This window comes from Sphaerisporangium flaviroseum (assembly GCF_039537005.1).
GTDB classification, from domain to species: domain Bacteria; phylum Actinomycetota; class Actinomycetes; order Streptosporangiales; family Streptosporangiaceae; genus Sphaerisporangium; species Sphaerisporangium flaviroseum.
On the sequence record NZ_BAAAZR010000028.1, the window covers coordinates 181,085 to 204,722 of the forward strand.

19 protein-coding genes are annotated in these 23,638 nt (G+C 69.9%); 5 read left to right on the forward strand and 14 right to left on the reverse strand.

Annotated elements, in window-relative coordinates:
* Positions 1–18 precede the first annotated feature (18 nt).
* Positions 19–4,881, reverse strand: a complete 4,863-nt coding sequence (locus ABD810_RS28795; RefSeq protein ID WP_344947265.1) for an NAD-glutamate dehydrogenase — start codon at positions 4,879–4,881, stop codon at positions 19–21.
* Between the two features lie 44 nt (positions 4,882–4,925).
* On the reverse strand, positions 4,926–5,132 hold the full coding sequence (locus ABD810_RS28800; RefSeq protein WP_344947268.1) for a hypothetical protein: 207 nt from the start codon (positions 5,130–5,132) through the stop codon (positions 4,926–4,928).
* Between the two features lie 256 nt (positions 5,133–5,388).
* Here ABD810_RS28800 and ABD810_RS28805 point away from each other — a divergent pair, with 256 nt between their 5' ends.
* On the forward strand, positions 5,389–6,972 hold the full coding sequence (locus tag ABD810_RS28805) for an FAD-binding oxidoreductase (RefSeq protein WP_344947271.1): 1,584 nt from the start codon (positions 5,389–5,391) through the stop codon (positions 6,970–6,972).
* A 43-nt stretch (positions 6,973–7,015) separates the two neighbouring features.
* On the opposite strand, the gene ABD810_RS28810 is transcribed toward ABD810_RS28805, so the two are convergent.
* Both ABD810_RS28810 and ABD810_RS28815 read right to left on the reverse strand, forming a co-directional pair.
* A complete protein-coding gene (locus ABD810_RS28810; RefSeq protein ID WP_344947273.1) occupies positions 7,016–8,902 on the reverse strand; it encodes an acetoacetate--CoA ligase in 1,887 nt (628 codons plus the stop codon).
* A gap of 254 nt (positions 8,903–9,156) precedes the next feature.
* Complete coding sequence (locus tag ABD810_RS28815) at positions 9,157–9,693, reverse strand: helix-turn-helix domain-containing protein (protein ID WP_344947276.1); 537 nt, start codon at positions 9,691–9,693, stop codon at positions 9,157–9,159.
* A gap of 36 nt (positions 9,694–9,729) precedes the next feature.
* On the opposite strand from ABD810_RS28815, the gene ABD810_RS28820 reads away from it, so the two are divergent.
* Positions 9,730–10,623: an alpha/beta fold hydrolase gene (locus ABD810_RS28820; RefSeq protein WP_344947279.1), complete on the forward strand. Its 894-nt coding sequence runs from the start codon at positions 9,730–9,732 to the stop codon at positions 10,621–10,623.
* A gap of 92 nt (positions 10,624–10,715) precedes the next feature.
* Entirely contained in the window at positions 10,716–10,895 is a 180-nt protein-coding gene (locus ABD810_RS28825) for a hypothetical protein (RefSeq protein WP_344947282.1), read from the forward strand.
* Between the two features lie 25 nt (positions 10,896–10,920).
* Here ABD810_RS28825 and ABD810_RS28830 read toward each other — a convergent pair whose 3' ends face one another.
* From ABD810_RS28830 to ABD810_RS28845, 4 genes are all read right to left on the reverse strand, one after another.
* Positions 10,921–11,133, reverse strand: coding sequence for a FitA-like ribbon-helix-helix domain-containing protein (locus ABD810_RS28830; RefSeq protein WP_425566970.1), 213 nt, complete (start codon positions 11,131–11,133; stop codon positions 10,921–10,923).
* A gap of 77 nt (positions 11,134–11,210) precedes the next feature.
* Entirely contained in the window at positions 11,211–11,918 is a 708-nt protein-coding gene (locus ABD810_RS28835) for an HAD family hydrolase (RefSeq protein ID WP_344947288.1), read from the reverse strand.
* A 93-nt stretch (positions 11,919–12,011) separates the two neighbouring features.
* Positions 12,012–12,650, reverse strand: coding sequence for an HAD family hydrolase (locus ABD810_RS28840; protein ID WP_344947291.1), 639 nt, complete (start codon positions 12,648–12,650; stop codon positions 12,012–12,014).
* 249 nt (positions 12,651–12,899) lie between these two features.
* Positions 12,900–13,406, reverse strand: coding sequence for a DUF6912 family protein (locus ABD810_RS28845; RefSeq protein ID WP_344947294.1), 507 nt, complete (start codon positions 13,404–13,406; stop codon positions 12,900–12,902).
* Positions 13,407–13,926: 520 nt separating this feature from the next.
* Here ABD810_RS28845 and ABD810_RS28850 point away from each other — a divergent pair.
* Positions 13,927–15,072, forward strand: coding sequence for a hypothetical protein (locus ABD810_RS28850; RefSeq protein WP_344947297.1), 1,146 nt, complete (start codon positions 13,927–13,929; stop codon positions 15,070–15,072).
* A 569-nt stretch (positions 15,073–15,641) separates the two neighbouring features.
* On the opposite strand, the gene ABD810_RS28855 is transcribed toward ABD810_RS28850, so the two are convergent.
* Positions 15,642–16,292 carry an HAD family hydrolase gene (locus ABD810_RS28855; protein WP_344947300.1) on the reverse strand — a complete coding sequence of 217 codons (651 nt, stop codon included), beginning with the start codon at positions 16,290–16,292 and terminating at the stop codon, positions 15,642–15,644.
* Positions 16,293–16,343: 51 nt separating this feature from the next.
* A complete protein-coding gene (locus tag ABD810_RS28860) occupies positions 16,344–18,062 on the reverse strand; it encodes a glycoside hydrolase family 3 protein (RefSeq protein WP_344947303.1) in 1,719 nt (572 codons plus the stop codon).
* A 420-nt stretch (positions 18,063–18,482) separates the two neighbouring features.
* Here ABD810_RS28860 and ABD810_RS28865 point away from each other — a divergent pair, with 420 nt between their 5' ends.
* Complete coding sequence (locus ABD810_RS28865) at positions 18,483–20,462, forward strand: thiol-activated cytolysin family protein (RefSeq protein ID WP_344947306.1); 1,980 nt, start codon at positions 18,483–18,485, stop codon at positions 20,460–20,462.
* A 24-nt stretch (positions 20,463–20,486) separates the two neighbouring features.
* On the opposite strand, the gene ptsP is transcribed toward ABD810_RS28865, so the two are convergent.
* From ptsP to ABD810_RS28885, 4 genes are all read right to left on the reverse strand, one after another.
* Positions 20,487–22,157 carry a phosphoenolpyruvate--protein phosphotransferase gene (gene ptsP / locus ABD810_RS28870; protein ID WP_344947309.1) on the reverse strand — a complete coding sequence of 557 codons (1,671 nt, stop codon included), beginning with the start codon at positions 22,155–22,157 and terminating at the stop codon, positions 20,487–20,489.
* Between the two features lie 23 nt (positions 22,158–22,180).
* On the reverse strand, positions 22,181–22,438 hold the full coding sequence (locus ABD810_RS28875) for an HPr family phosphocarrier protein (protein ID WP_344947312.1): 258 nt from the start codon (positions 22,436–22,438) through the stop codon (positions 22,181–22,183).
* Between the two features lie 79 nt (positions 22,439–22,517).
* Positions 22,518–23,156 (reverse strand): HAD family hydrolase, encoded by a 639-nt coding sequence (locus ABD810_RS28880; protein ID WP_344947315.1) that lies wholly within the window; start codon positions 23,154–23,156, stop codon positions 22,518–22,520.
* Between the two features lie 31 nt (positions 23,157–23,187).
* A complete protein-coding gene (locus tag ABD810_RS28885) occupies positions 23,188–23,637 on the reverse strand; it encodes a PTS sugar transporter subunit IIA (protein ID WP_344947317.1) in 450 nt (149 codons plus the stop codon).
* Position 23,638 lies beyond the last annotated feature (1 nt).

Here is a 23,638-nt window from a genome sequence, read left to right on the forward strand (position 1 = left end):
CGTCCGGCGTGTGAGCGATCAGCCTTCCGCGTGCGGGAGGTTGCTGGTCGCGACCAGGGTACGGACGGCCCGCAGCGCCACCGACAGCGTCGCCAGGTCGAAGTGGTCGCTCTCCCAGATCTCCGACAGCGTGTGGCGCGCCCGGGCGACGGCCGCCGAGTTCGCCTCCGACCAGCGGGCCAGGCGCTCCTCCGGCGACAGCCCCGGCTCGCTGTGCGTCAGGACCGCCAGCGTGAGCGTCGCGTGCGAGGCGTACAGATCGTCACGCAGGGCGGCCCTCGCCATGGAGTTCCACCGGTTGTCGCGCGGCAGCGCGATCACCCGCTCCCTCAGCCGGGCGAGCTGCAGCCGCTCGGAGAGGTCGAAGTACACCTCCGCGACGTCGTTCACCGGACGGCCCGTTCGGGCGGAGATCTCCACCAGGTCGAACGTCGAGTACGCCGGCACCATCACCGCCGCGCGTTCGGCCAGGTCGGCCGGGACGCCCCGCGCCAGGAACCCGTCACGGCGCTCCTCGAAGGCCGCCAGGTCGGGTCCGGTGAGCAGCTTGGGCAGGTGCGGGAGCAGCCCGTCCGCGCCGTCCACGAAGAAGCTCACGGTGGACGCCAGGTCGAGCGGCGGCCTGCGGTTGCCGAGCAGCCACCGCGCGCCGCGCTCGGCGAGCTTGCGGCCCTCCAGCAGCATGGCGAGCTGGGTCGCGGTGTCGACCTGGTTGTCCAGCGCCTCCACCGCCCGCCAGAAGCCCGGCAGCTCGAAGACGTCCCTGGACACCAGGTACGCCCTGGCGATGTCGGGCGTGGAGGCTCCGATCTCCTCGCCGAAGCGGAACATGAACGTGGTGCCGCTCGCGTTGACCAGGTCGTTGACCACGCAGGTGGTGATGATCTCGCGCCGCAGGGGATGGCTGTCCATGGCCGTACGGAACCGGTCGCGCAGCGCCGAGGGGAAGTAGGACACCAGCCACGACTCCAGGAACGGGTCGTCGGGCAGGTCGGAGGCGAGCAGCTCGTGGTCGGCCACCAGCTTGGTGTAGGCCAGCAGGACCGCGAACTCCGGAGCGGTGAGCCCCAGCCCCGCCTGCCGCCGCTCGGCGAGCATCTTGTCCGACGGCAGCGCTTCCAGCTCCCGGTTGACCAGGCCCTCACGCTCCAGCTTGCGCAGGTAGCGGGCGTGGATGTGCAGCATGTCGGGGGCCTGGGACCGGGCGGTGGCCAGCACGATGTTCTGCGCCTTGTTGTCGCGGAGCACGAGCCCGGCGACCTCGTCGGTCATGTCGAGGAAGAGCTGGTCGCGCTGGTCGTCGGTGAGCCGGCCGTCCCGTACCACGCGGTCGAGCAGGATCTTGATGTTCACCTCGTGGTCGGAGGTGTCCACGCCGGCCGAGTTGTCGATGAAGTCGGTGTTGACGTAGCCGCCGCCCAGCGCGAACTCGATGCGGGCGAGCTGGGTCAGGCCGAGGTTGCCGCCCTCGCCGATGACCTTGCACCGCAGGTCGGAGGCGTTGACCCGCAGGGAGTCGTTCGCCTTGTCGCCGACGTCGGCGTGGCTCTCGGAGGAGGCCTTGACGTAGGTGCCGATGCCGCCGTTCCAGAGCAGGTCGGCCGGAGCCTTCAGGATGGCGTTGATCAGGTCGTTCGGGGTGAGCGCCTGCACGCCGTCGGGAATGCCCAGGGCCACGCGCATATGCGGGGAGATCGGCACCGATTTGGCCGTACGGGGCCAGACCCCGCCCCCGGTCGAGATGAGCCCGGAGTCGTAGTCGGCCCACGAGCTGCGGGGCAGCGCGTACAGGCGCGAGCGCTCCGCGAAGCTCTGCGCGGGGTCCGGCGAGGGGTCGACGAAGATGTGCCGGTGGTCGAAGGCCGCGATCAGCTTGATGTGCTGGGAGAGCAGCATCCCGTTGCCGAAGACGTCACCCGACATGTCGCCGACGCCGACCACGGTGAAGTCGGTGGTCTGGACGTCGATCCCCGTCGAGCGGAAGTGGTAGGCGACCGACTCCCACGCTCCCCGGGCGGTGATGCCCATGGCCTTGTGGTCGTACCCGATCGAGCCGCCTGACGCGAAGGCGTCGCCGAGCCAGAAGCCGTAGTCCTCGGCCACGCTGTTGGCGATGTCGGAGAACGTCGCCGTGCCCTTGTCGGCGGCCACGACGAGGTAGGTGTCGTCGCCGTCGTGCCGTACCACGTCGGGCGGCGGGACGACCTTGTTGTCGACCAGGTTGTCGGTGACGTCCAGCAGGCCCGAGATGAACTGGCGGTAGCAGGCCACCCCCTCGGCCATGAGCTCGTCGCGCCCGCCGCTCACCGGGGGATGCTTCACGACGAAGCCGCCCTTGGACCCGGTGGGAACGATGACGGTGTTCTTCACCATCTGTGCCTTGACCAGGCCGAGCACCTCGGTCCGGAAGTCCTCCATACGGTCGGACCAGCGCAGGCCGCCACGCGCGACCTTTCCGAACCGCAGGTGCACGCCCTCGACCCGGGGCGAGTACACGAAGATCTCGTACTTGGGCCGGGGCAGCGGCAGCACGCTGATCGCGGAGGAGTCGAACTTGAGGGAGATGTACGGCTTGCGCCTCCCGTCCACCGTCTGGAAGGCGTTGGTGCGCAACGTGGCCTGGATCATCTCCAGGTAGGCGCGCAGGATGCGGTCCTCGTCGAGCGAGGCGACCTCGTCCAGGGCCGCGAGGACCTCCTCACGCAGGGCCGCGCCGAGGTCCTCGCGCACCTCGTCGGAGCGGCGCGGGTCGAGCCTGGCCTCGAACAGCTGGACGAGCAGCCTGGCCAGCCGGATGTTCCCGAGAAGGACCTTCTCGATGTAGCGCTGGCTGAAGGCGGTGCCCGCCTGGCGCAGGTATTTGGCGTAGACGCGCAGGATCTGGGCCTGCTCCCAGGTCAGGCCCGCACCGAGCACCAGCCCGTTGAAGCCGTCACTTTCGATCTCGCCGCGCCACAACGCCGAGAAGGCGTCCTGGAACAGCCGCTTGAACTGCACGTGGCCGGTCAGCTCGGTGAGGGTGAACCGCAGGCCGAAGTCGTAGATCCAGGCGGGCTCCTCGCCCTTCCTGGTGATCTGGTACGGCCGCTCGTCGACGACCTCGACGCCCATCCGCGACAGCAGGGGCAGTACCTGCGAGAGCGACAGGGCCGAGCCGATTCGGTAGATCTTGAACCGCCACTCCCCCGACGTCCGGTCGCGCGGCTCGTACAGGTCCATCCCGATCTCGTCGGTTCCGGACGCCAGACGCTCCAGGTGGCGCAGGTCCGCGAGGGCGGTGGCGGGCGTGAAGTCGGCCTTGTAGCCCTCGGGGAAGGCGGCGGCGTAGCGGTGGTTCAGCGAGGATGCCTGGTCTTCGGAGGCCAGCTCCCCGAGGGCGGTGACAAGGTCGTCCTCCCAGGAGCGGGTGGTCGCCGCGATGCGGGCCTCCAGCGCCGGAAGGTCGATCTCGGTGCCGCTCAGCGGCTTGCCGCGCTCACCGCGGATGACCACGTGCAGGCGGGCCAGCGGCGACTCGCCGATCATCGTGCTGTAGTCGAGGGTCTTGCCGCCGAGCGCCTGGAGCAGGATGTCCTGCATGCGGATGCGCACGTCGGTGGTGTACCGGTCGCGCGGCAGGTAGATCAGGCAGGAGATGTAGCGGCTGTAGTCGTCGCGGCGCAGGAACAGCTTGACCCGCTTGCGCTCGCGAAGGCGCAGCACGCCCAGCGCCATCGGCACCAGGTCTTCGGCCGGCACCTGGAACAGCTCCGCGCGCGGATAGGTCTCCAGGATCTCGATGAGGTCCTTGCCGTCGTGGCTCTCGGGAGTGAACCCGGCCTGGTCGAGCACCTCGTCGAGCTTGCGGCGCAGCACGGGGATGTGCGTGATCGACTCGCTGTAGGCGACGTGCGAGAAGAGCCCGAGGAAGCGGCGCTCGCCGATGACCTCGCCCTCGGGCGAGAAGAGCTTGACGCCGATGTAGTCGAGGTAGGCGGGCCGGTGGACGGTCGCCCGGCTGTTGGCCTTGGTGACGACCAGCAGCTGTTTCTCGCGAGCCTTCGCCCGCAGTTCGGGCGACATCGCCGCGAAGCTCGCCGACCCGGCCTTGTCGGCACGCAGGATGCCGAGGCCCGTGCCGGGCAGCGCGCGCAGCCCGTCACCGTCGGGCCCGACCTCCAGGCGGTACTCGCGGTACCCGAGGAAGGTGAAGTGCCCGTCGGCGAGCCAGCGGAGCAGCTCCAGGCTGTCGTCCACGTCTCCGGGAGGGAGGGGCGGCGGGGCGGCCTCGAGAGAGGACGCGATCTGCACGGCGAGGGCCCGCATCTTCGGGAAGTCCTCGACCGCGTAGCGGACGTCCTGCAGGACCCGTTGCAGGTCCTTCTCCAGCTGCGCCAGCACCTCGGGGTCGGACTGGCGTTCGATCTCGATGTGCATCCACGACTCGACCAGCATCTGCCCGGTGAGGTCGGTCCGCCCGGGGCCGAGCATCTTGCCCGTCATGTCGCGTCGGACCCGCATCTGCGGGTGCACGCTCATGCGGGTGCCCATCTGGTGTCGGTCGAGCTCCATCGTGACCGAGTCGACGAGGAAGGACATGTCGTCGGTGACCACCTCGACGACGGAGACGCCGAGGTCGAAGCCGTGCTCCTCGACCGTTGGGGTGTAGGCGCGGACCAGCGCCCTGCCCTGCGGGCGGTAGTCCGCGAGCCGCCGGTGCGCCATGGCAGGCCCGTACAGCTGCGCGGGGTCGCGATCGATCACGTCCTCTGGCGCGACATGCCGGTAGTAGACCCGGAGGAAGGCGAGGATGCTCTCACTGTCCAAGTGCTCGCTTCGCGTTTCGGCACAGATTTCGGCAGCGGATCGGAGAAGCCGATCCTTTGCCTCGTCGAACGGCATGTCTGCTCTCACTCCTTTGTGAGGATTCGCCTTGTTCCTGGGGGTCACAGCCGGGGCCGGGGTTCCACGACAGGGGGGACGTCCACGGTCGCGCGGACAGGCTGTGTCCACAGCGGGGAGGGAGGCGGTGGCACAAGCATCCCACAGGCCCGGTAGAGCCGGTCAGGGTGTGATCCGCCCGTGCCGCCACCGGCGGTGACCATGCCACCGACCGCGCCGTCGACCGCGCCACCCAGCACGCTCTCGGACACGCGACACCTCCATCGGCGAGTAGGCGACCGATCCCCGTTGACCGGAGCCCTTACCCGCCGTACTCGATATCAGCCCATCACACCAGAAACGTCAACTTGTCCTGAATCGTGCTCAGTTCCCTGCTCGGGCAAGCCTCCCGCGCCCGCGACGTGCACCGTGACCAATCTGTGATAAACCAAGCCAGCCTTGCGGACGTCTCATTGAACGAGCGCGACCTTTCGCGACCGATGACCCGTTGTTAGGGGATGAGTGACCATGCGCCCCGCGCTCGACCGCCGGAGCTTCTTCCGCGTCTCCGCTGTCGCGGCGGCCGTCGTCGCCGGCGGCTGCGGCAACACCGAGGCGGCCGCGCGCACCCCCGCCGCCACTCCCGCTTCCAGGTCCGCCGGCGCGGGCGCGTCCGCTTCCGCCGGTGCGGGCGCCTCCGGGTCCGCCGGTGCGGGTGTCGGCGCGCGGACCGGCCCCTCGCCCTCCGACTGGACCTCCTTGGGCCGAGGGCTGGCCGGGCGGCTGATCCGCCCAGGCGACGCCTCCTACGACGCGGCCCGCCGCCTCTACAACCCCTCCTTCGACGGCGTGCGGCCCAGTGGCGTGGCGTACTGCGCCAACCCCTCCGACGTCGCGGAATGCCTGGACTTCGCCAGGCGGCTCCGCGTACCGGTGACCTCACGTTCCGGCGGCCACAGTTACGCGGGCTGGTCCACGGGCACCGGGCTCGTCATCGACGTCTCCCGCATGAACACCGTTCGCGCCGCTTCGGGGCGCGCGGTCGTGGGCGCGGGCGCGCAACTCGTGGACGTCTACGACCGGCTGGCCGCCCAGGGGGTGAGCATCCCGGCCGGTTCCTGCCCCACGGTCGGGATCGCCGGGCTGACGCTGGGCGGGGGCCTCGGCGTCGTCGCCAGGAAGTACGGCCTCACCTGCGATGTGCTGGAGTCGCTGCGGATCGTCACGGCCGACGGCCGCGTGCTCACCTGCGACGCCGACCACAACCCCGACCTGTACTGGGCGTCACGCGGCGGCGGGGGCGGCAACTTCGGGGTCGCCGTCTCGTTCACCTTCCGCACCCACGCCACACGAGACGTGACGGTCTTCTTCCTGCACTGGCCCTGGTCGCGCGCCCGCAAGGCGGTCGCGGCCTGGCAGGCGTGGGCGCCTCACGAGCCGGACGCGATGTGGTCGAACCTCCACCTCAGCCAGGACCCCGCGCTGGACGTCCAGATCGGGGGTCTCTACCTCGGCTCGCGGGCGGGCTGCGAGCGGCGGCTCGAACCGCTGATCGCCGCGATCGGATCCGGGCCCTCCAGCCGGTACGTCACCCAGACGTCCTACCAGAAGGCCATGATGATCGAGGCGGGCTGCTCCGGCCGTACGGTGTCGCAGTGCCACCGGCAGGGGGATCTGCCAGGGCGGACCGCCGACGGCCGGTTCCCCCGTGACGCCTTCAGCGCCAAGTCGCACCTGGCCTACCGGCCGCTGTCGGCCTCCGGCATCGGCGCGCTGGTCGACCAGACCGCCCGTCCCGGCCGCCACGCCGTGCTCCTGGACGCCCTCGGCGGCGCGGTCGGGCGCGTACGACCGGACGCCACCGCCTTCCCCCACCGCGCGGCGCTGTTCAGCGTCCAGTACTACGCGCATATGAGGGGCGCGGCCCCCTGGCTGCGCGGCGCGCACGCCGCCATGGCACCGCACTTCGGCGACCACGCCTACGTCAACTACATCGACCCGGCGCTGAGCGGCTGGCGTCAGGCCTACTACGGCGCCAACGCCGGCCGCCTCGCCAAGGTCAAGGCGACCTACGACCCCGGCCGCCTCTTCCGCTTCCCCCAGTCGATCTGACCGTTCCCGAGCCGATCCTCACCGGCGGTCTCGCTCGACCCGGCTAGGGGACGAAGTGCTCCAGGACCTCCGGGTTGGCCATGGCTCCGGTGTTGGCCGCCTTGTCCACGGGGGTGCCGAGCAGGATCTTGCGTACCGGCACCTCCAGCTTCTTGCCGCTGAGCGTGCGGGGGATGCCGGGCACCTGGCGGATCTCGTTGGGCACGTGCCGGGGCGACAACTCTCCCCGTAGCGCTTCCTTCAGCTTCGCGACCAGCTCGTCGGTCAGCGAGCCGCCCTCGGCCATCGCCACGTACAGCAGCAGCCGGCCCTCCTGCCCGAGCTGGCCGGTGTCGATCACCAGGCTGTCCTCGATCTCGGAGAACCGCTCGACGATCCGGTAGAACTCGCTGGTGCCCATGCGGACGCCGCCGCGATTGAGCGTGGAGTCGGACCTGCCGTAGATCACGCACCCGCCGTCGGACAGGATCTTGATCCAGTCGCCGTGCCGCCAGACGCCTGGATACTCGGCGAAATAGCTCTCCTGGTAGCGCGTGCCGTCGGGGTCGTTCCAGAACATGACGGGCATCGACGGCATGGGGCGGGTCACGACTAGCTCACCGACCTCGCCGACCACGGAGTGGCCCTCAGGGTCGTACGACTCCACCAGCGCACCCAGGCAGCGGCAGGGGATCACGCCCGCCCTGACGGGCAGCACCGGCACCGCCCCCACGAAGCCTGTGCACACGTCCGTGCCGCCGGAGAACGATCCGAGCAGGACGCCCGGCAGGACGCCGTACAACCAGGCGAACCCCTCGGGCGGCAGCGGCGAACCTGTCGAGCCGACCCCCCTGAGCCTTTCGAGACCCGACGGGCTCAGCTCCGCCCGCATGGAGGCGATGATGTACGGCGCACCGGTCCCGAAGTAGGTCACGCCCTCCTCGGCCGCGAGCCGCCAGAGCACGTCGGGCCCGGGATGCGTGGCACTGCCGTCGTAGAGCACCACGGTGCTGCCCACGAGAAGCCCGCCGACGAGGAAGTTCCACATCATCCAGCCGGTCGTGGTGTACCAGAAGAACACGTCGCCTTCGCCGAGGTCCTGATGGAAGGTGAGGGCCTTCAGGTGCTCCAGCACGATGCCGCCGTGCCCGTGGACGATCGGCTTGGGCAGCCCGGTGGTCCCCGACGAGTAGACCACCCACAGCGGATGATCGAACGGCACCCGCTCGAACTCCGGCGTGACCTCGGCGGACGCGGCGCGCAACTCGTCCCAGGACGGTGTGCCCACCACGACGGTCGCCGCGAGGCTCGGCAGCTTGGCGGCGATGTCCGTCACGACCGCCGAGCGGTCGAAGTCGCGCCCGTTGTAGCGGTAGCCGTCCACCGCGATCAGCACCTTCGGCGTGATCTGGGTGAACCTGTCGACGACGCTGGAGGCGCCGAAGTCGGGCGAGCAGGACGACCAGATGGCGCCGAGAGCGGCGGTGGCCAGGAAGGCGACCAGCGCCTCCACCGTGTTGGGCAGGTAGGCCGCCACGCGGTCGCCGCGCCCCACCCCGAGCCGCGCCAGGCCGGCCCGCACCCGGGCCACCTCAGCGGCGAGCTCCCCGTACGTGAGCGTGCGCCGCTCGCCGGCCTCATCACGGGAGATCACCGCGAGCCGGCCGGGATCACCGCGCAGCGCGTTCTCGGCGTAATTCAGGGTCGTTCCCGCGAACCACTTCGCGTGCGGCATCGTCCCACTGATGACGGGCCCGTCACCACGCTCCCCCACGACCCCGAAGTAGTCCCAGACCGACGTCCAGAACTCCTCGGGCGAATCCACCGACCAGCGCCAAAGATCTTCGTACTCCCCCTCGGAACGCCCGAGCCACGCGGCGTACCGCGTCACCTTCGCGTCGCGGACCACCTCGGGGGACGGCTCCCAGAGCAGCGCACCTTCCTCAACCATGCCCCCATCCTGCCCCCGCCCCACCCCCCACGCCATCCCTCCCACCCACACATCCCAGCCGCCCCACCTGGCGCCGAGCCCCCGCGACGACCTGCGCCTCCCGCAGCGCAAGGCACTCCCGGTAACGAAAGAGCCCCCGCCGAAGGCGAGGGCTCCCGAGGTGTGCCGCTCAGACGTCGAACTCACCGGCCCTGCGTCATCCTTCCTCGCCGAGGCCGCCGCCACGATCGACGCGATCTGATCGTGCCCAGGGCTCACGCCTGTTCGTGGTCGATCGGGAAGACGATGGGGCTGAGGAGGTAGAGCCGGCGCCCCTCACCCGGTTCGTTGTCCATTTTGGAGACGAGCATCGCGCGGAACTGCTCGGCCATGGACTCCAGCTCCTGGGTGCTGAGCCATAGCGGCACCTGGACGTACCCGACCATGTCGGCGGGGGGGTTGGCGCCGGGCTGGTCGAGGTAGGCGTTGAAGTCGGCGAGCAGGGCGGCCACGGCGGCCGTGAAGCCGTGCCTGTGGTCATCGATGGTCATCGCGGCGGCTTGCTGCGGGCTGATGCGGGTGCCGGACCGGTCGAGCCGGTAGGACCGCTCGACTGCGCCGTGCACGCGCTGTTCCCCGGTGACCTCCAGCAGCCCGGCCGCGGCCAGTGTTCCTACGTGCCGGTAGAGGGTGGTCTTGGGCACATCGGGCAGTCGCTGGCCGAGGTCGGCGGTGGTGAGGGTGCGTCCACCGGCGAAGGCGTGCACGATGCGTAGCCGCACGGGGTGAAGCAGGAGGTCGACGGTGTTCACATCTACATCTTTCCACATCTGGTACTATTCCCAAATATGGAAACACTTGGAACGGCCGACGGCGGCCCGGCGGTCGTCTTTCTGCCCGGCGGCGGCCTGGTCGGCCGTGACTACTGGAACGTGCACCGCGAGGTGGCGAAACTGACCACAAGCGTGATCTACGACCGCGGGGGCACGGGCGACGGGTCACCCGCGGAGCTGCCCCGCACCAGTACCGAGGTGACAGACGAGCTGCGGGTGCTGCTGCGCGATGCGGCCATCGAGGGGCCGTATGTACTGGTCGGTCACTCACTGGGCGGCCTGTACGCCCGCCACTACGCGATCCGGTTCCCCGGAGAGGTCGCTGGGCTGCTGCTGCTCGACCCGGCACACGAGGACTACAACGCCCGCATGCCGCAGGAACTGCGCGAGCGGTGGGAAGGCTTCGACGCCGCAGAGGCCGCAGCGGCATTCGAGAACCTGCCCGACGAGCTGGTACGGCTATACCGTGGCCTGTTCGCCCAAGAGCTGGCCGACTGGCCCGCCGAGGTCCGCGAGCCGCTCATCGACTACCACGTCAGCCCGCACGGCCTCAAGGCCGGGCTCCAGGAAGCGAGCAACGTCGAGGAGCTGTACGCCGAGGTACGCGCGGCCGGTCCCTTGCCGGACGTCCCGCTCGTCATCCTTTCCTCCACCAAGGTCGACCCGTTCAAGACGATCGTTTCCCAAGGCATCCCCGAGACCCTCCTGCAGGAGGAGATCGACGCCAAGTTCCGGCTCTATACCGACTTCGCCAACTCAGTACCCGGAGGAGAAGTCCGGCCGGTCGAAGCCGGCCATGTCACGATCCACCTGCGCGGCGAACAGGCGGTGCGAGACGCTATCGCCGACCTGCTCATCAGCATCCAGCCGACGGCCGACGGAGAAGAAGCGGCAAGGGGTACGGCCTGAACCGTGATGATTACCTGGCCATTCTCGGGATCACGGACGGCGAGCCAGACGCTGTCGGCCAACTCGTCGAGCTCGCGGCCGAGCACGGCGACATGGAAGAGCTACGCCGCCTTGCCGACGCGGGCAGCGCGGACGCCGTCGATCAGCTCGTCGAGCTGGCGCAAGAACGAGACGACATCGGCGAACTACGCCGCCTTGCCGGCGGCGGTAACCAGGACGCCGCCGACATCCTGCTCGAAATGGCCGAGGAAACAGACGACAGGGCCAGCTGACACCCATCCACCCACGCCGCACAAGTCACCGGCGAAACCCGCGGATGAAGTCGGGATCGTACGGCACCGGCTCGTCGGCGGCGATCCTGGCCATCACCTCGTTCGGCGTCGGGGTGGCCGCCTCCTCGGTCAGCAGGTCGCGCACGTACGTCGTCAACGACTTGCCTTCGCTTTCGGCCCGCGCCTTCAGCACTCGCTCGGTCTCTTCAGGGATGTCCCGGATACGAAGAGTTCCCACGCGTGTATTACAGCACGCACCGCCTGAGCCGCAGGCGAAGACCATGACCGTGACCATGGCCAGACGGGCGCGGTGGGTCAGACGGCTTTGCGGTTGAGGGGGGTGGTGAGGTGGGTGATGGCGGCGACGAGGGCGGGGGTGTCGGTGAGGTCCTCGAGGACGACGTCCGCGCCGGCCTCGTGTAGCTCCGCCGTGGTCGAGCGGCCCGAGGCGACGGCGATCATCGATGCTCCGGCGATCCGCGCCGCTTGGACGTCTCTGGCCGAGTCGCCGATGAGCACGGTGTTGGCGCCGCCACAGGCGAAGCCGTACATGCGCTTGACCCTGCCCTGGGCGACCTGGAGCAGCGTCGCCTTGGGGTAGACCTCCTCGCCGTACCCGCCGACCTCGAAGTCGACGAACTTCTCCAGGCCGAACGCCTTGAGCTTGAGGATGGCGTTGCTCTTGATGGTGCCGGTGAGCACCGACTGGACCACGCCGTCGAGCCTGGCGACCGCCTTGAGCGCGTCCTTGGCGCCGGGCATCACGCGCCCTTCCTTGCCAAGGCGCCTGCCCTTGGTGGCGAAGGCCACGGCGAGCGCATCGATGAACCGGGGCAGATGGTCGTCACCGGTCACGATGCCGTTGATGGCGAGCGTCTCGAAGATGATCTCTGAGTCGGGACGGCCCATGGCGGGCGCGAGCTTCACCAGCGGGCGGCCGGTGACCTGCCGGAAGGCGTCGGCGTAGGCGTCACGGGTGACGATCGCCACGTCGACCAGGGTGAGGTCGACGTTCCATAGCACGAGACGATTAATGGGGGGCCTCCGAACGCACGAAACGAGTGCGCTCAGAGTACGACGATCTCGCGCCTCCGGCGGCGACCCATGCTCAACTCGTCACCCGGCGTGGGTGAAGGCTTCGGAGAGGGTGTCGACGAGGGGAACGCCTGAGGCCGACAGGTCGGCGCGGCTGGTCATGCCGCCGGTGTACAGGACGGCCGACGCTCCGACGTGCTGGGCGGCGTGCGCGTCGTCGACGCTGTCGCCGATCACCAGGATGTCGCTCGCGTCCACCGGGAGCGACTCGATGTGGGCGACCATGTGCTCCGCCTTGGCCCCGCCGGGAGCGCCCTCGCTGAGGCCGTCGATGCGCACGAAATACTCGGCGATGCCCAGCTCGTCCGCCTTGTGCACCAGCCGGTCATGGGCCCACATCGACAGCAGCGACTGGGTGCGTCCTGACCCGGCCCAGGTGCGCAGGCAGTGCAGAGCGTCCTCGGCGAGCGCGCACGAGAGCATCAGCCGGTGGTAGTGGTCGTGAAAAGCCTGGTCGAGCCGCTCCCACTCGCCCTCGCGCAGGGGCCGCCCGAGGATGCGCTCGTAGGCGACCCAGATGGGGCGGGTGTACGCGGCGCGGAAGCCGTCGTTGTCGAAGGCCGCCACGCCGTACGGCTTGAACACCTCGTTCGTGGCTCCCACCACGGCATCGATGTCGTGGAAAAGCGTGCCGTTCCAGTCCCAGATGATGTGCTTCATATAGAAGTAAAGGTTAGAACACCGGGCCGAGATTCCGTATCGATCATGAACGGTGTGTCTGCAGAAGACGACGTCAGGGGAACCTCCTGGTCAGGCACGAGCTCCGGATCCATGTCGATCGAGGACGACACCGGGGACCTCCTGGGTCACGCGGCAGCTCCGGATACACGTCATCAGGGAGCTGTACGGGTCAAAAGAGGACGTGAGGGATCTTCTACCCGGATACACCTCATAGAGAGCTTTTACGGGTCAGGAGAGGACGTCGGGGATCTCCTGGGTGGCGTACCACATCAGCTCGTGGGCCTCCGCGCCGTCGACGTCGAACTTGGCGTCGACATCGCCGTTGTCGGCGGCGAACACCGCCATGATCGCCGTCTCGACGTCGGGTACGGCCTGCAGATCGTCCACATGGACCGCAGCGATCTTGGTCATCGGGACCGGAACCGGGATCCGTACCCTTGACCGCTCTTCGATGTCCGCACCCGCCTTGATCACATCGTCCGGGACTTCCGCGGCGATCACGACACGGCGGGCCGGGACCTCCACGCCGTCGGCGCGGTCGGCCGCCAGCATCCGCAGGGAGGCCTTGGCGGCGTCGGTCAGGGCGACGTACTCCAGTTCCTCGGTGTCACCCGAGACGTACCACTCGACCAGAGCGGGAGTCACCGCGTAGCCGGTCAGCGGGGCCGGGCCGACCTCCCCCGTGGCGGCCACACGGGCCAGCGCGGGAAGAGTGCACGGCAGGTAGACGCGCATGCGTTGGTTCCTCAATCACTATTTCGAAGTATCGGCGTCCGAGCGGCGCCGATCACCTACATGAGTGTGCCAGCCCCCACGTCACCGGCCGCACAGGATCACACAACCCCGGCCACAGACGCCCACCGGCGACCGGAAGCCGAGCGACACCCCGGGCACAGCCTGCGGCCCGCGCCTGGACGGGGAACACGGCACGCATTGACGCGCCCGTGCTCGGCCCACCCGGCACCCATTTGACCGGGGCACCCATTGCCACCCACCCACACCTGAACACCCCACAAGGACAGCGCGTGGGTCCGGCCGGCACCCTGCGGCAAGTGACCAGCGGCAGCGCTGGGGCGAGCGACCCACGGCAGCGCTGGGGCGAGCGGCCATCTGCGGACCTGCGGCAGGGGACCACTCACAACCGGCAAGCGACACATCAACCGATGATCGGCATTACCGGAAACGGTGATCTCCGGAACGGTGATGTGACGTAGCGGTCCCCGTGGTCCTGGGGGTTGTGTGATCCTTTTGCCCTATGCGTACCGCTAGGTGGGCGCTTACCGCCCTGCTCCTCGCGAGCGTGTGTGCGACGGCCGCCGACACGGCCCCGGACGCTGCCGGACGGACGACCGGCCACGCCGTCGAGTCGTCGTCCCGGTGGACACTGAAGTACGCCATCCAGGGCCAGGACAAGGACTTCCCCCTGCGGATGGTCCCGGCGGCGGGCGGCAGGACGTCGCTGTTCGTCAAGGAGGGACGAGGGCCCGGCTGGTCGATGCTGCGGTGGGACGGGACTTCCTGGAAACGCGCCGTGCTACCCGCGCAGTTCGGCAAGGCCTGGTGGATCGAAGTCGGCGGTTCCCCGTCCGGGGAGACGATCTGGGCGTCCGCGAACGTCTCTCACGGGGAAGACGACGTTATAGAGCATCTGTGGCGGTTCTCCGACGGGCGCTGGACACACCGGCTCTCCCGGAACGCGACCTGGACCGGAGTGATCGACATCGCGGTCGATACCTGGGGTGACGCCTGGTTCGTCACCGCCATGGACCCCGATGGCGCCCCCTCGGACGTGTTGCGCTGGAGCGGGAGCGCATGGCGTGAACAGCAGCACCCCGCCCGTTTCGACCTGACCGCGGTCGCCGCGGCGGGCCCCGACGATGTGTGGATCCTGGGTAGGGGACCAGGGAGCCCGATGCAGCACTGGAACGGCGCGTCGTGGCAGGACGTCGCGTACCCATGCGCGGTGACATCCCCCCGGCCGCCATGCCGCGGGCGGTCCTACCTCGATCATCTGAGCCTGGCGGTACGGGCGGACGGCCACGCGTGGGCGGTCGGTCCCCCTTGGGCAGACGGCGGCAGTCCGGTCGTGCTGCACTGGGACCGTAGCCGATGGCAGCAGGTGAGCCTGAACGTGGTGAGGACGGCCTTGACCGCCCCGCGCACGGATCCGGTGGGCGGCCTGTGGATAGCCGCCAACCCCGCCTCCGGCGCTCCCTACGTGCTCAACTTGCGTGACGGCAGGTGGACCAGGTCCACCCTGAGGGAGGGCGGTCCGGCCGACCGCATCGTGGATGTCGCTCCCGTACCCGGCACGAAGCGCCTCTGGGTGCACACCGAACGCCGCACCCCCACCGGCTCCCGGCGCGGCGAGGCGACCTCACGGGTGTACGAACTCAGCTAGACCGGTAGCCGGCCGCTGGTCCCGGCGCTGTCCGGCTCACCCAAAGAGCGCCAGTGCCCTCACCTGACTGATCGGGCCAACGCCACTCCCGCCCTGACCGCATACCTCAGGCGACTCCCCACCCGACTCGGCACCTCAAGCCACTCCCCACCCGACTCGGTACCTCAGACCACTCCCACCCGACTCGGTACCTCAAGCCACCACTCCCCACCCGACTCGGTACCTCAAGCCACTGCCCGCGCGCCCGATATCTCCGGCCACTCGCCACCCGCCCGATCCACCCGGCCCGACAGCTCAGGCCACTCCTCGCACGACTGGAAGTGTCCAGGCCGGGTGGGCAGCAACCGAGCAACCCAATCAAACGGGTACCGGGAGGGCCTAAATCCCATCGATCAAACAACCCGACCTACGATGAAAACCCGACCCCTCGATAACAACGGCTAAAAACGCCGCACCACGAATTCGGCCGCGCAAATATAGTCGCGCGCCCTTAAGCACACCCAAGCGCGCCCCTAAGCACACCCTTAAGACACCCCAAGCGCGCCCTTAAGCGCACCCCACAGCAAGCGTCAGGCGCTGCGGAGGGGAAGTCGGCAGAGTCCCTCGACGGCCGCGATCGTGGCGTCGGGGTCGCGGTGGTGGAGGCCGACGATGCCGAGTGCCTGGGCGGCGGTGATGTTCGCCTCGATGTCGTCGATGAAGACGCATTCCTGCGGGCGCAACCCGACGAGGCCGAGCGCGTGGTGGAAGATTCGTGGTTCCGGCTTGCGCATGCCCACCTCGCCGGAGATCACCACCTGGTCGAAGTACTCGTCCCAGTCCTCCCGGGGGTAGTGGTCACCCCAGGAGTTGGAGACCAGGCACGTGGTGAGCCCCGCCGCGCGGGCGGAGCGCAGCATCTCGTACATGGTGGGCACCGGGCGGAATCCCGCGAACATGCGGGTGAGCAGCCCTTCGGCGATCGGCGGCACGCCGTCCATCGTCAGGAGCTTGGCCGCCAGCTCGCGCTCGAAGGTCGCGACGTCGACCTCTCCGCGCTCCAAGGCGTGGATGGGGTTCTCTCCCCCGGCGCCGTGGTCGTACGCGTGGCGTACGAACTCGTTCATGAGGTCGCGGTAGTGCAAGCCGTCGATGGCGTCGGCGAGGATCCATTCGGTGATCGAGTCGTGCAGGCTCGTGGTGAGCACTCCACCCCAATCGATGAGTACACCCTTGACCACAGCTGCTCCTTACCTCCGGCTCGGCCTTTCAGAGTAAGCCGCACGGTATCCCTACCGGGCGCCCAGCCCCACCGGAAGGACCCCCTTGGGGGTGAGAGCGCCGGTCAGGGCCTTGGCGGCGGCCTTGAGGGACGCGTCCCCGTCGGAGTAGACGGCCAGAGCGGTGTGGTGACCGCGGAGCCGCGCGAGCTCGTACGGCGCGCCCATCGACACCACGACCACCTTCTTGCCGGTGCCCGCCATCGCGGACACGAGGCGTGCCTGCGCGGGGCCGGCGTCCTTGGTGGTGACGACCACGGTGTCGGCCCTGGTGGCGGCGGTCCGGGCGCCGGCGATCTGGGCGGCCGTCGGGGTGTCCCCGGTGCCCGACGCTGACGCCCTGTCGAGCATGCCGGCGAGGCGCTTGCCCGCCGGGCCGGTGACCAGCACGTCCCCCTTCACGGGCAGCCCCCGAACGCCCTTCACCGCTGTCACCGAGCGGTCCGCGATGCTCTGGACGATCTTGCGGTGCTCGTCGGAGCGCAGGACCGTCTTGACCTGGCCGGAGCCGGCGACGGAGCCGTCCAGGATCCCGCGGGCGGCCTTCAGCGTCAGCAGCCGGGTGACCGACTGGTCGAGCCGCGCGCGCGAGATGCGGCCGCTCTTCACCGCGCTCAGCACCGCGCCGTGGGCCTTGGCGAAGTCGGGCGGCATGAGCAGCAGGTCGACGCCGGCGAGAATGGCGCGCACGGCCACCTCGGCGTCGCCGTACTTCTCTCGCACGCCCGCCATGTCGAGGGCGTCGGTGGTCACCACGCCGTTGTAGCCGAGCTTCTTGCGCAGCAGCCCGGTCAGGATGGGCTTGGACAGCGTCGCGGGGTCACCCGAGGGGTCGAGCTTCGGCATCACGACATGGGCGGACATGACCATGTCGACCCCGTGCCGGGCGGCCGCCTTGAACGGCGGCGCGTCGAGCTTCTCCCACTGGGACCGGGAGTGGCGGATCACCGGCAGGCCGCTGTGGCTGTCGACCCTGGTGTCGCCGTGCCCGGGGAAGTGCTTGGCCGCGCTGCCCACCCCCGCATCGTGGAAGCCCTGCACGGCGGCGCCGACCATGGTCGCCACCCGCGCCGGATCGGATCCGTACGAGCGGGCGCCGATCACCGGGTTGGCCGGGTTGACGTTGACGTCGGCGACCGGCGCGAAGTCGAAGTTGAGGCCGAGGGCCCGCATCTCCTCGCCGGTCACCCGGGCGGCGGCGCGGGCGGCGGCGGGATCGCGCGTCGCGCCGATCGCCATGTTCCCGGGAACGTCGGTGACCAGGGGGCTCAGCCGGGAGACCACGCCGTTCTCCTGGTCGGCCCCGATGATCAGCGGGATCTTCGACGCCTTCTGCAGGCCGCGGGTCAGCTTGACGATCTGGCCGGCGTCGTCGATGTTGCCGGCCCAGGGGAACAGGATGACGCCGCCTGGATGGTACTTGCGCACCGCTCCCGCCGGGCTGCCCACACCGAACCTGGCCTGGTTGTCACCGTGGGCGCCATCCGGGCGGGAGCCGTACAGGACCGGCATGAACAGCTGGCCGACCTTCTCCTCCAGGCTCATCGCGGCGAGCGTGGCCGAGACCGACGGGCCGGCGGCCGTGCTCGCCGGGGAGACGGAGGACGCGGAGGGCGAGGAGACGGCGGGGGTGGACGGGGCACGCGAGCCGGTCGCCGGGGACACCGGCGCGTCGGAGGCCGCGCCGGCGCATCCGGCGGTCATCGTCGCGATCACCAGAAGCGCCGTCACGCGGAGAGGTCCACCCATGGCCCCCACGCTATCGGCGTCACCGCGTGGACGACCCGCTGTTCCACCCTCCGGACGGGAGACGTCCACCTTCTGGAGGTCCGCACCCGATGTCGCCGAGGCCGTACTCCTGGAGCATCCGGCCGGACGGGAGACGCCCACCTTCTGGAGGTCCGCACCCCTGCGGCCGCTCGCACATAATCGCCGCCGTCACCGCGACAGCGGCGTGACTTTTCATTCACCACTTACCCTCCGGCGCTCCCCCAGCAGCGCTGACGGCACCGCGACACTCATGGACCAGCCCCAGGTCAATACGTATTTCCTCCCATGAACATGCGTTCATCGCGGCCGTAATGTGCGGATCACCACAGCAGCGGCACACCAGCGAAAAAGCCGCGCCCTTACCCGCAGAAAGGGACGGAAATGCCCGACCGACTACTTTCCGGCGAACAACTCGACGTCAATGAAAAGCTCACTTCGGCCAATGGGCTGTTCGAGCTGGTAATGCAGGCCGACGGCAATCTCGTCCTGTACCAGCAGACGGCTCCCGTCGCCGTACCGCCCATTCCGCCGCTCCCAGCTCCTGGACGCGACCCGCTCCGGCCGATCGGCACCCGCGGCACCAGGTTCCCCGACGGGGTGTCCGCCGCCTACTGGTCCACCGACACGTGGGCGCTTCCCGAGGAGCAGCGGCCCATCAGAGCGGTCATGCAGGCCGACGGGCACTTCGTGCTGTACGACGAGCACAACGTGCCCCGGTGGGGATCAGGGACGTGGGGTCCGGCCTTCACCGGTCCTTTCCTGGTCCTGCAGGACGACGGGAACCTCGTCATCCGGCACGAGGGCGACCGGGCCATCTGGGCGACCGGTGTGCCCGGCGGCGCGGGAAGCATCCCCGCGGCGGGCTTCGTCAACGCCCCGCCCACGTTGTCGGCCTCTCTGGACCAACTCGGCCGGCTCCCTCCGGTGATCACCGGGTCGAGCGACCTCGCACCGCCCCAGTCCTCCACCGTCGACGCCGGCGGGGTCGCCTATGTCGTCACCGAGCAGCGTCGCCGGCTGGTCAACGAGATCGTCGAGCAGGCGTTCCTCCAGGACATCGCGGCGATGGGCGTCTGGCCGGGACAGGTGATCCAGGGCAGGGCCCTGCTGTCCGGCGACGTCGCACCGATTGGACCGTTCCCACGCGTCCCGGGCACGATCAGCGTCGTCACCGACCTCATCTCCAACAGCCCCGGCGCGGGGCAGAGCCGGGTCGTGCAGGATCCCTCCTCGGCGGCCGTCGACGCCGCGCGCCGCTCGATCATCCAGCAGGTCAGCCCGATCGACTCCCCCGGCATTCTCAAGGTCGGCGTCGACAAGGCCTCGACACTGCGTGAGGCCGGCGTCAAGCTCGGGCTCACGGTCAAGGGATCGAGCTTCGGCGTCGACGCCAACGCGTCCCTCACCCAGAGCTACAAGCAGAGCGTCGCCGTCGCCGTGATCCGGCAGGTCTTCTACTCGGTCACCTTCACCCCCGGCGGACCTCAGGCAGCGGGATTCTGGCCGGGCGACGTCGGCTTCGACGACGTCGCGCCGTTCGCCGGACCGGGGAATCCGCCGCTCTACATCGACAGCGTGCAGTACGGCCGGCTCATCTGCCTGACCGCGCAGGGCTCCTTCTCCAGCTCCGAGCTCACGGCCGCGCTGAAGGCGAATGTCCAGGGGGCCACGTCGCTGACCGGCAGCGTCGATGTCCGCGCCAAGGAAGTGCTTGAGAACTCCCAGGTCAAGGCCTACACGATCGGGGTTCCCGGCGGGCGTAACTTCCAGACCCTCGCGGACCCCATCGCCGAGTTGCAGCAGGTCTACCGGAGCGGACTGATGTTCAACAGTCAGAACCTCGGCGCTCCGGTGTCGTTCACCGCCCGTCACGTCGCCGACGGGACGCTCGCGCGGGTCGCCCTCGCGGCCGAGTACGTCCAGCCGCTGTCCGCTCAGGGCTCCGACGTGGTCGGGGCCAAGTTCCACCCCTACGACGGTCCGGGTGGAGGCCTGGTCAACACCGGGATCAACGTCAACCCCGGCGACCGGGTCACGGTCAGCACCGGCGGCGAGATCTGGTCCGGCATCTTCGCGGCGGGGTTGCACGGCCCGCAGGGCTGGCCGGGTCACAAGGCGGACGGCGCCGCTCCCAAGCCGGACGGGACCGCCTTCGCGCTGCTCGTCTCGTTCGGCGGCGCCGCCGGGAGCTGGATCGAGGCGGGGCCCTTCTGGGAGGGCACGCCCCCGAACGGGCGGCCCGGCAGGCTGCTGCTCAATATCAACGACAACAACCCGTTCAACGGCAACGACTGGCGCAAGTTCGAGTCGACCGTCGAGATCCGGCGCGGAGACGCCGGGTCCGCGGGCGTGTTCATCTGAGTGGGCGGCAGGGCGGGCCGATCCCTAGAGGGATAAGTCCGCCAGGCCGGGGAGGTGCGTGCGCGCGGCGGCGCGGGCGGCCTCGGCGGTGGTGGTGGCCCGGGCCGCGGCGGCGGCGGCCCGGCACTGGGCGAGGGTGTGGCGGGCGAGGGTGGCCCGGACCCACGGGAGGGCGGGAGCCCCCATCGACAGCGACGTGACCCCGAGCCCGACCAGGACGCAGGCGAGCGCGGGATCGGAGCCCGCCTCCCCGCAGACGCCACATGGAACGCCCGCGGAGGCGGCCATCGCGATCAGGTCGAGCAGGGCGGGCTGCCAGGGATCCTGGTAGGTCGTCAGCGCCCCCACCTCGCGGTCGGCCGCGAAGACGTACTGGGCGAGGTCGTTGGTCCCGACGGAGAAGAAGTCCACCGCGGGCGCGAGGTCTGCGGCCCGCAGCGCGGCCGCGGGGATCTCGATCATGACCCCGGCGGACGGCAGCCCGGCCGCCCGGCAGGCGCCCGCGAACCAGGTGGCCTCTTCCGGGCCGGCCACCATCGGGGCCATGACGTGCAGGTCGGCCGAAGTGCCCTCGGCGGCGCGCGCGAGCGCCCGGAGCTGCCCCAGCATCACATCAGGAAATATGCGCAGAATCCGGATTCCGCGCTCGCCCAGGGCCGGGTTGGGCTCGTTTCCGGTGGGCGGCAGGAAGCCCAGCGGCTTGTCCGCGCCGGCGTCCAGCACCCGCACGACCACCGGGCCGCCCGGGAACGCGTCGAGGACCTCGCGGTAGGCGGCCTCCTGCTCCTCCTCCGAGGGGGCCGTCTCCCGGTCGAGGAACAGGAACTCCGTACGGTAGAGCCCCACCCCCTCGGCGCCGTACTCCAGCGCGGCCGCGAGGTCGCGCGGTCCTCCGACGTTGGCCAGCAGCGCCACCGGATGCCCGTCGGCCGTCGCGCCGGGACCGGTGGCCGTGGCCAGGGCGGCGCCGCGGGACGCGGCCTCCCGCATCAGGACCGTGACCTCCTCCTCGGAGGGCTCGACCCCGACCATGCCCGTGGTGCCGTCGACCAGCACGAGGGTCCCGTTCACGATCGACGTCGCGCCGGCGCAGGCCACCACGGCGGGCACGCCCATGGACCTGGCCAGGATGGCGGTGTGGCTGGTGGGACCGCCCTGCTCGGTGACGAAGGCGGCGACGATCTCCTTCGACAGCAGCACGGTGTCGGCGGGCGCGAGGTCGCGGGCGACCAGCACGTACGGCCGCTCGCCCTGCTCGGGGAGACCGGGCATCGGCACCCCGGTGAGCTGGGCGATGACCCGATCGCGGATGTCGTCGAGATCGGCGACCCGCTGCCCGAGATACCCCCCGATCTCCGCCAACATGTCGTGATATCTCATGAAAGCGTCGTAAACAGCGCGCTCGGCGGCCGTACCGGCGTCGATCAGCTCGGCGACCTCGGCCGACAGCACCGGATCTCTCGCGATCATGGCCTGGGCGAGCAGCACGTCCCGCGCGTCTCCGCCGGCCGACTCCCCCCGGGACTCCAGCTCCGCGGCCACCCACTCCACCGCGGCCTCGGCCCGCGCCGTCTCGCCCACCGGGTCGTCGTCGTGCCGGGCCCCCGAGGGCGGCTCGGTAACCACGCCTCCCAGCAGGTACGCGGGACCGAATCCCGCACCGGGGCTCACCCCCGCCCCCGTCATCCTCTCCATCGCGCCGCCGTCTCTGTGCGGTCTCAGGGAGCGGACACGATCGCGGCCAGCTCGTCCAGCAACTGGTCGGCGCCCTCTCCGTCGGCGTGGATCACGATGACCTCCCCGTGCCTGACGTCGAGCGCCAGGATGGAAAGAATGCTCTTCGCGCTGACCGGAGCTCCGCCCGGCTTGGCGACGGTGACGTCGATGGGCGACTTGGCGGCGGTCTGCACGAACGTCGCGGCGGGACGGGCGTGCAGTCCTACCTGTGACTCCACGATGACCTTGCGCTCGGGCACGGTTCCTCCTCAACTCGCCAGGGCGGTCCATACCACCCGATCGAACAGTACGGCTAGCGCCGTGTTCCTAGAAGATCTCTTACAGCGACAACGGCCAGTCAACACCGGTGAGATCGGAGACGACCAGATCGGCAGCGGACAGTTCACTCACGTGGTGGGTGGTCGCCACCCCGACACAAGTCATACCCGCGGCCTTGGCCGCGGCGATCCCCGCGAGCGAATCCTCGAACGCGACGCACTCCTCCGGCCGCACCCCGGCCACGACGGCCCCGGCGAGGAAGCAGGCGGGATCGGGCTTGCCGACGGCGACGTCCTCCCCCGAGACGATCGACCGCACCACGTCGTCGATCCCGAGCAGCTCCAGGCAGCTCACCGCCCACCAGCGCCGGGCCGAGGTGACGAGCACCACCGGCAGGCCGTGGCGGCCGATGCGCCGGACCAGGTCGACGGCGCCCGGAACCGGGCTGATCCGCGGCAGTTCCGGATGGTCGTAGTAGGACCTCAGCTCCGTCATCAGGTCCTCGACGCGCCTGCCGGGGAAGAGCAGGGCCTTCTCCGCGAGCACGTCCGGCCCGCGGCGGCCCATGAACTCCCGCAGCAGGGTCTCGTCGTGGTCGACCCCGTGGTTGACCAGCAGCATGCTCCAGAGCACCAGGCTGCGCCGTTCGCTGTCGATCAGCGTGCCGTCGAGGTCGAAGAGCGCGGCTCTCGCTGCCACCTGCCGTCCCCCTGACTGTCGCTCAGCGGACTCAGTCCCACTGGAGAAGCTCGTCTCCGGCTCGTACGGGCCCGGCCGCGACGACGGGGCTCACAGTACCCGGCACGGCTTCGAGCGCCACCACCGGGCAGACGGGTGACCTGCCCCCGGCCTCGATCGCGGCGGGATCCCAGGCGACGACGGGCTGCCCGGCGCGCACCCGTTCGCCCTCGCTGGCGAGGAGCCGGAACCCCTCGCCCTTGAGCTGCACCGTGTCGATCCCGAGGTGCACCAGGACACCCCTGCCGTCCTCGCCCACGATCACGTAGGCGTGCGGGTGGAGCTTGAGTATCGTCCCCGCGATGGGCGCCAGGACCTTGCCCGGCTCCCTGTCGGGGTCGATGGCCGTGCCCGGCCCCACGAGGCCTTCGGCGAACACCGGATCCGGCACGGCGGCCAGCCCCACGACGGACCCCGCCACCGGAGCGAGAACAGTGGTCACG

What these genes read in the sequence shown, in the direction of transcription:
- ABD810_RS28810 (WP_344947273.1), bottom strand. Translation starts at nt 8,902, where the DNA reads ATGGTTGAGGAAGGTGCGCTGCTCTGGGAGCCGTCCCCCGAGGTGGTC.
- ABD810_RS28865 (WP_344947306.1), top strand. Translation starts at nt 18,483, where the DNA reads ATGCCCGACCGACTACTTTCCGGCGAACAACTCGACGTCAATGAAAAG.
- ABD810_RS28825 (WP_344947282.1), top strand. Translation starts at nt 10,716, where the DNA reads ATGGAAGAGCTACGCCGCCTTGCCGACGCGGGCAGCGCGGACGCCGTC.
- ABD810_RS28850 (WP_344947297.1), top strand. Translation starts at nt 13,927, where the DNA reads ATGCGTACCGCTAGGTGGGCGCTTACCGCCCTGCTCCTCGCGAGCGTG.
- ABD810_RS28840 (WP_344947291.1), bottom strand. Translation starts at nt 12,650, where the DNA reads ATGAAGCACATCATCTGGGACTGGAACGGCACGCTTTTCCACGACATC.
- ABD810_RS28845 (WP_344947294.1), bottom strand. Translation starts at nt 13,406, where the DNA reads ATGCGCGTCTACCTGCCGTGCACTCTTCCCGCGCTGGCCCGTGTGGCC.
- ABD810_RS28795 (WP_344947265.1), bottom strand. Translation starts at nt 4,881, where the DNA reads ATGCCGTTCGACGAGGCAAAGGATCGGCTTCTCCGATCCGCTGCCGAA.
- ABD810_RS28820 (WP_344947279.1), top strand. Translation starts at nt 9,730, where the DNA reads ATGGAAACACTTGGAACGGCCGACGGCGGCCCGGCGGTCGTCTTTCTG.
- ABD810_RS28805 (WP_344947271.1), top strand. Translation starts at nt 5,389, where the DNA reads ATGCGCCCCGCGCTCGACCGCCGGAGCTTCTTCCGCGTCTCCGCTGTC.
- ptsP (WP_344947309.1), bottom strand. Translation starts at nt 22,157, where the DNA reads ATGGAGAGGATGACGGGGGCGGGGGTGAGCCCCGGTGCGGGATTCGGT.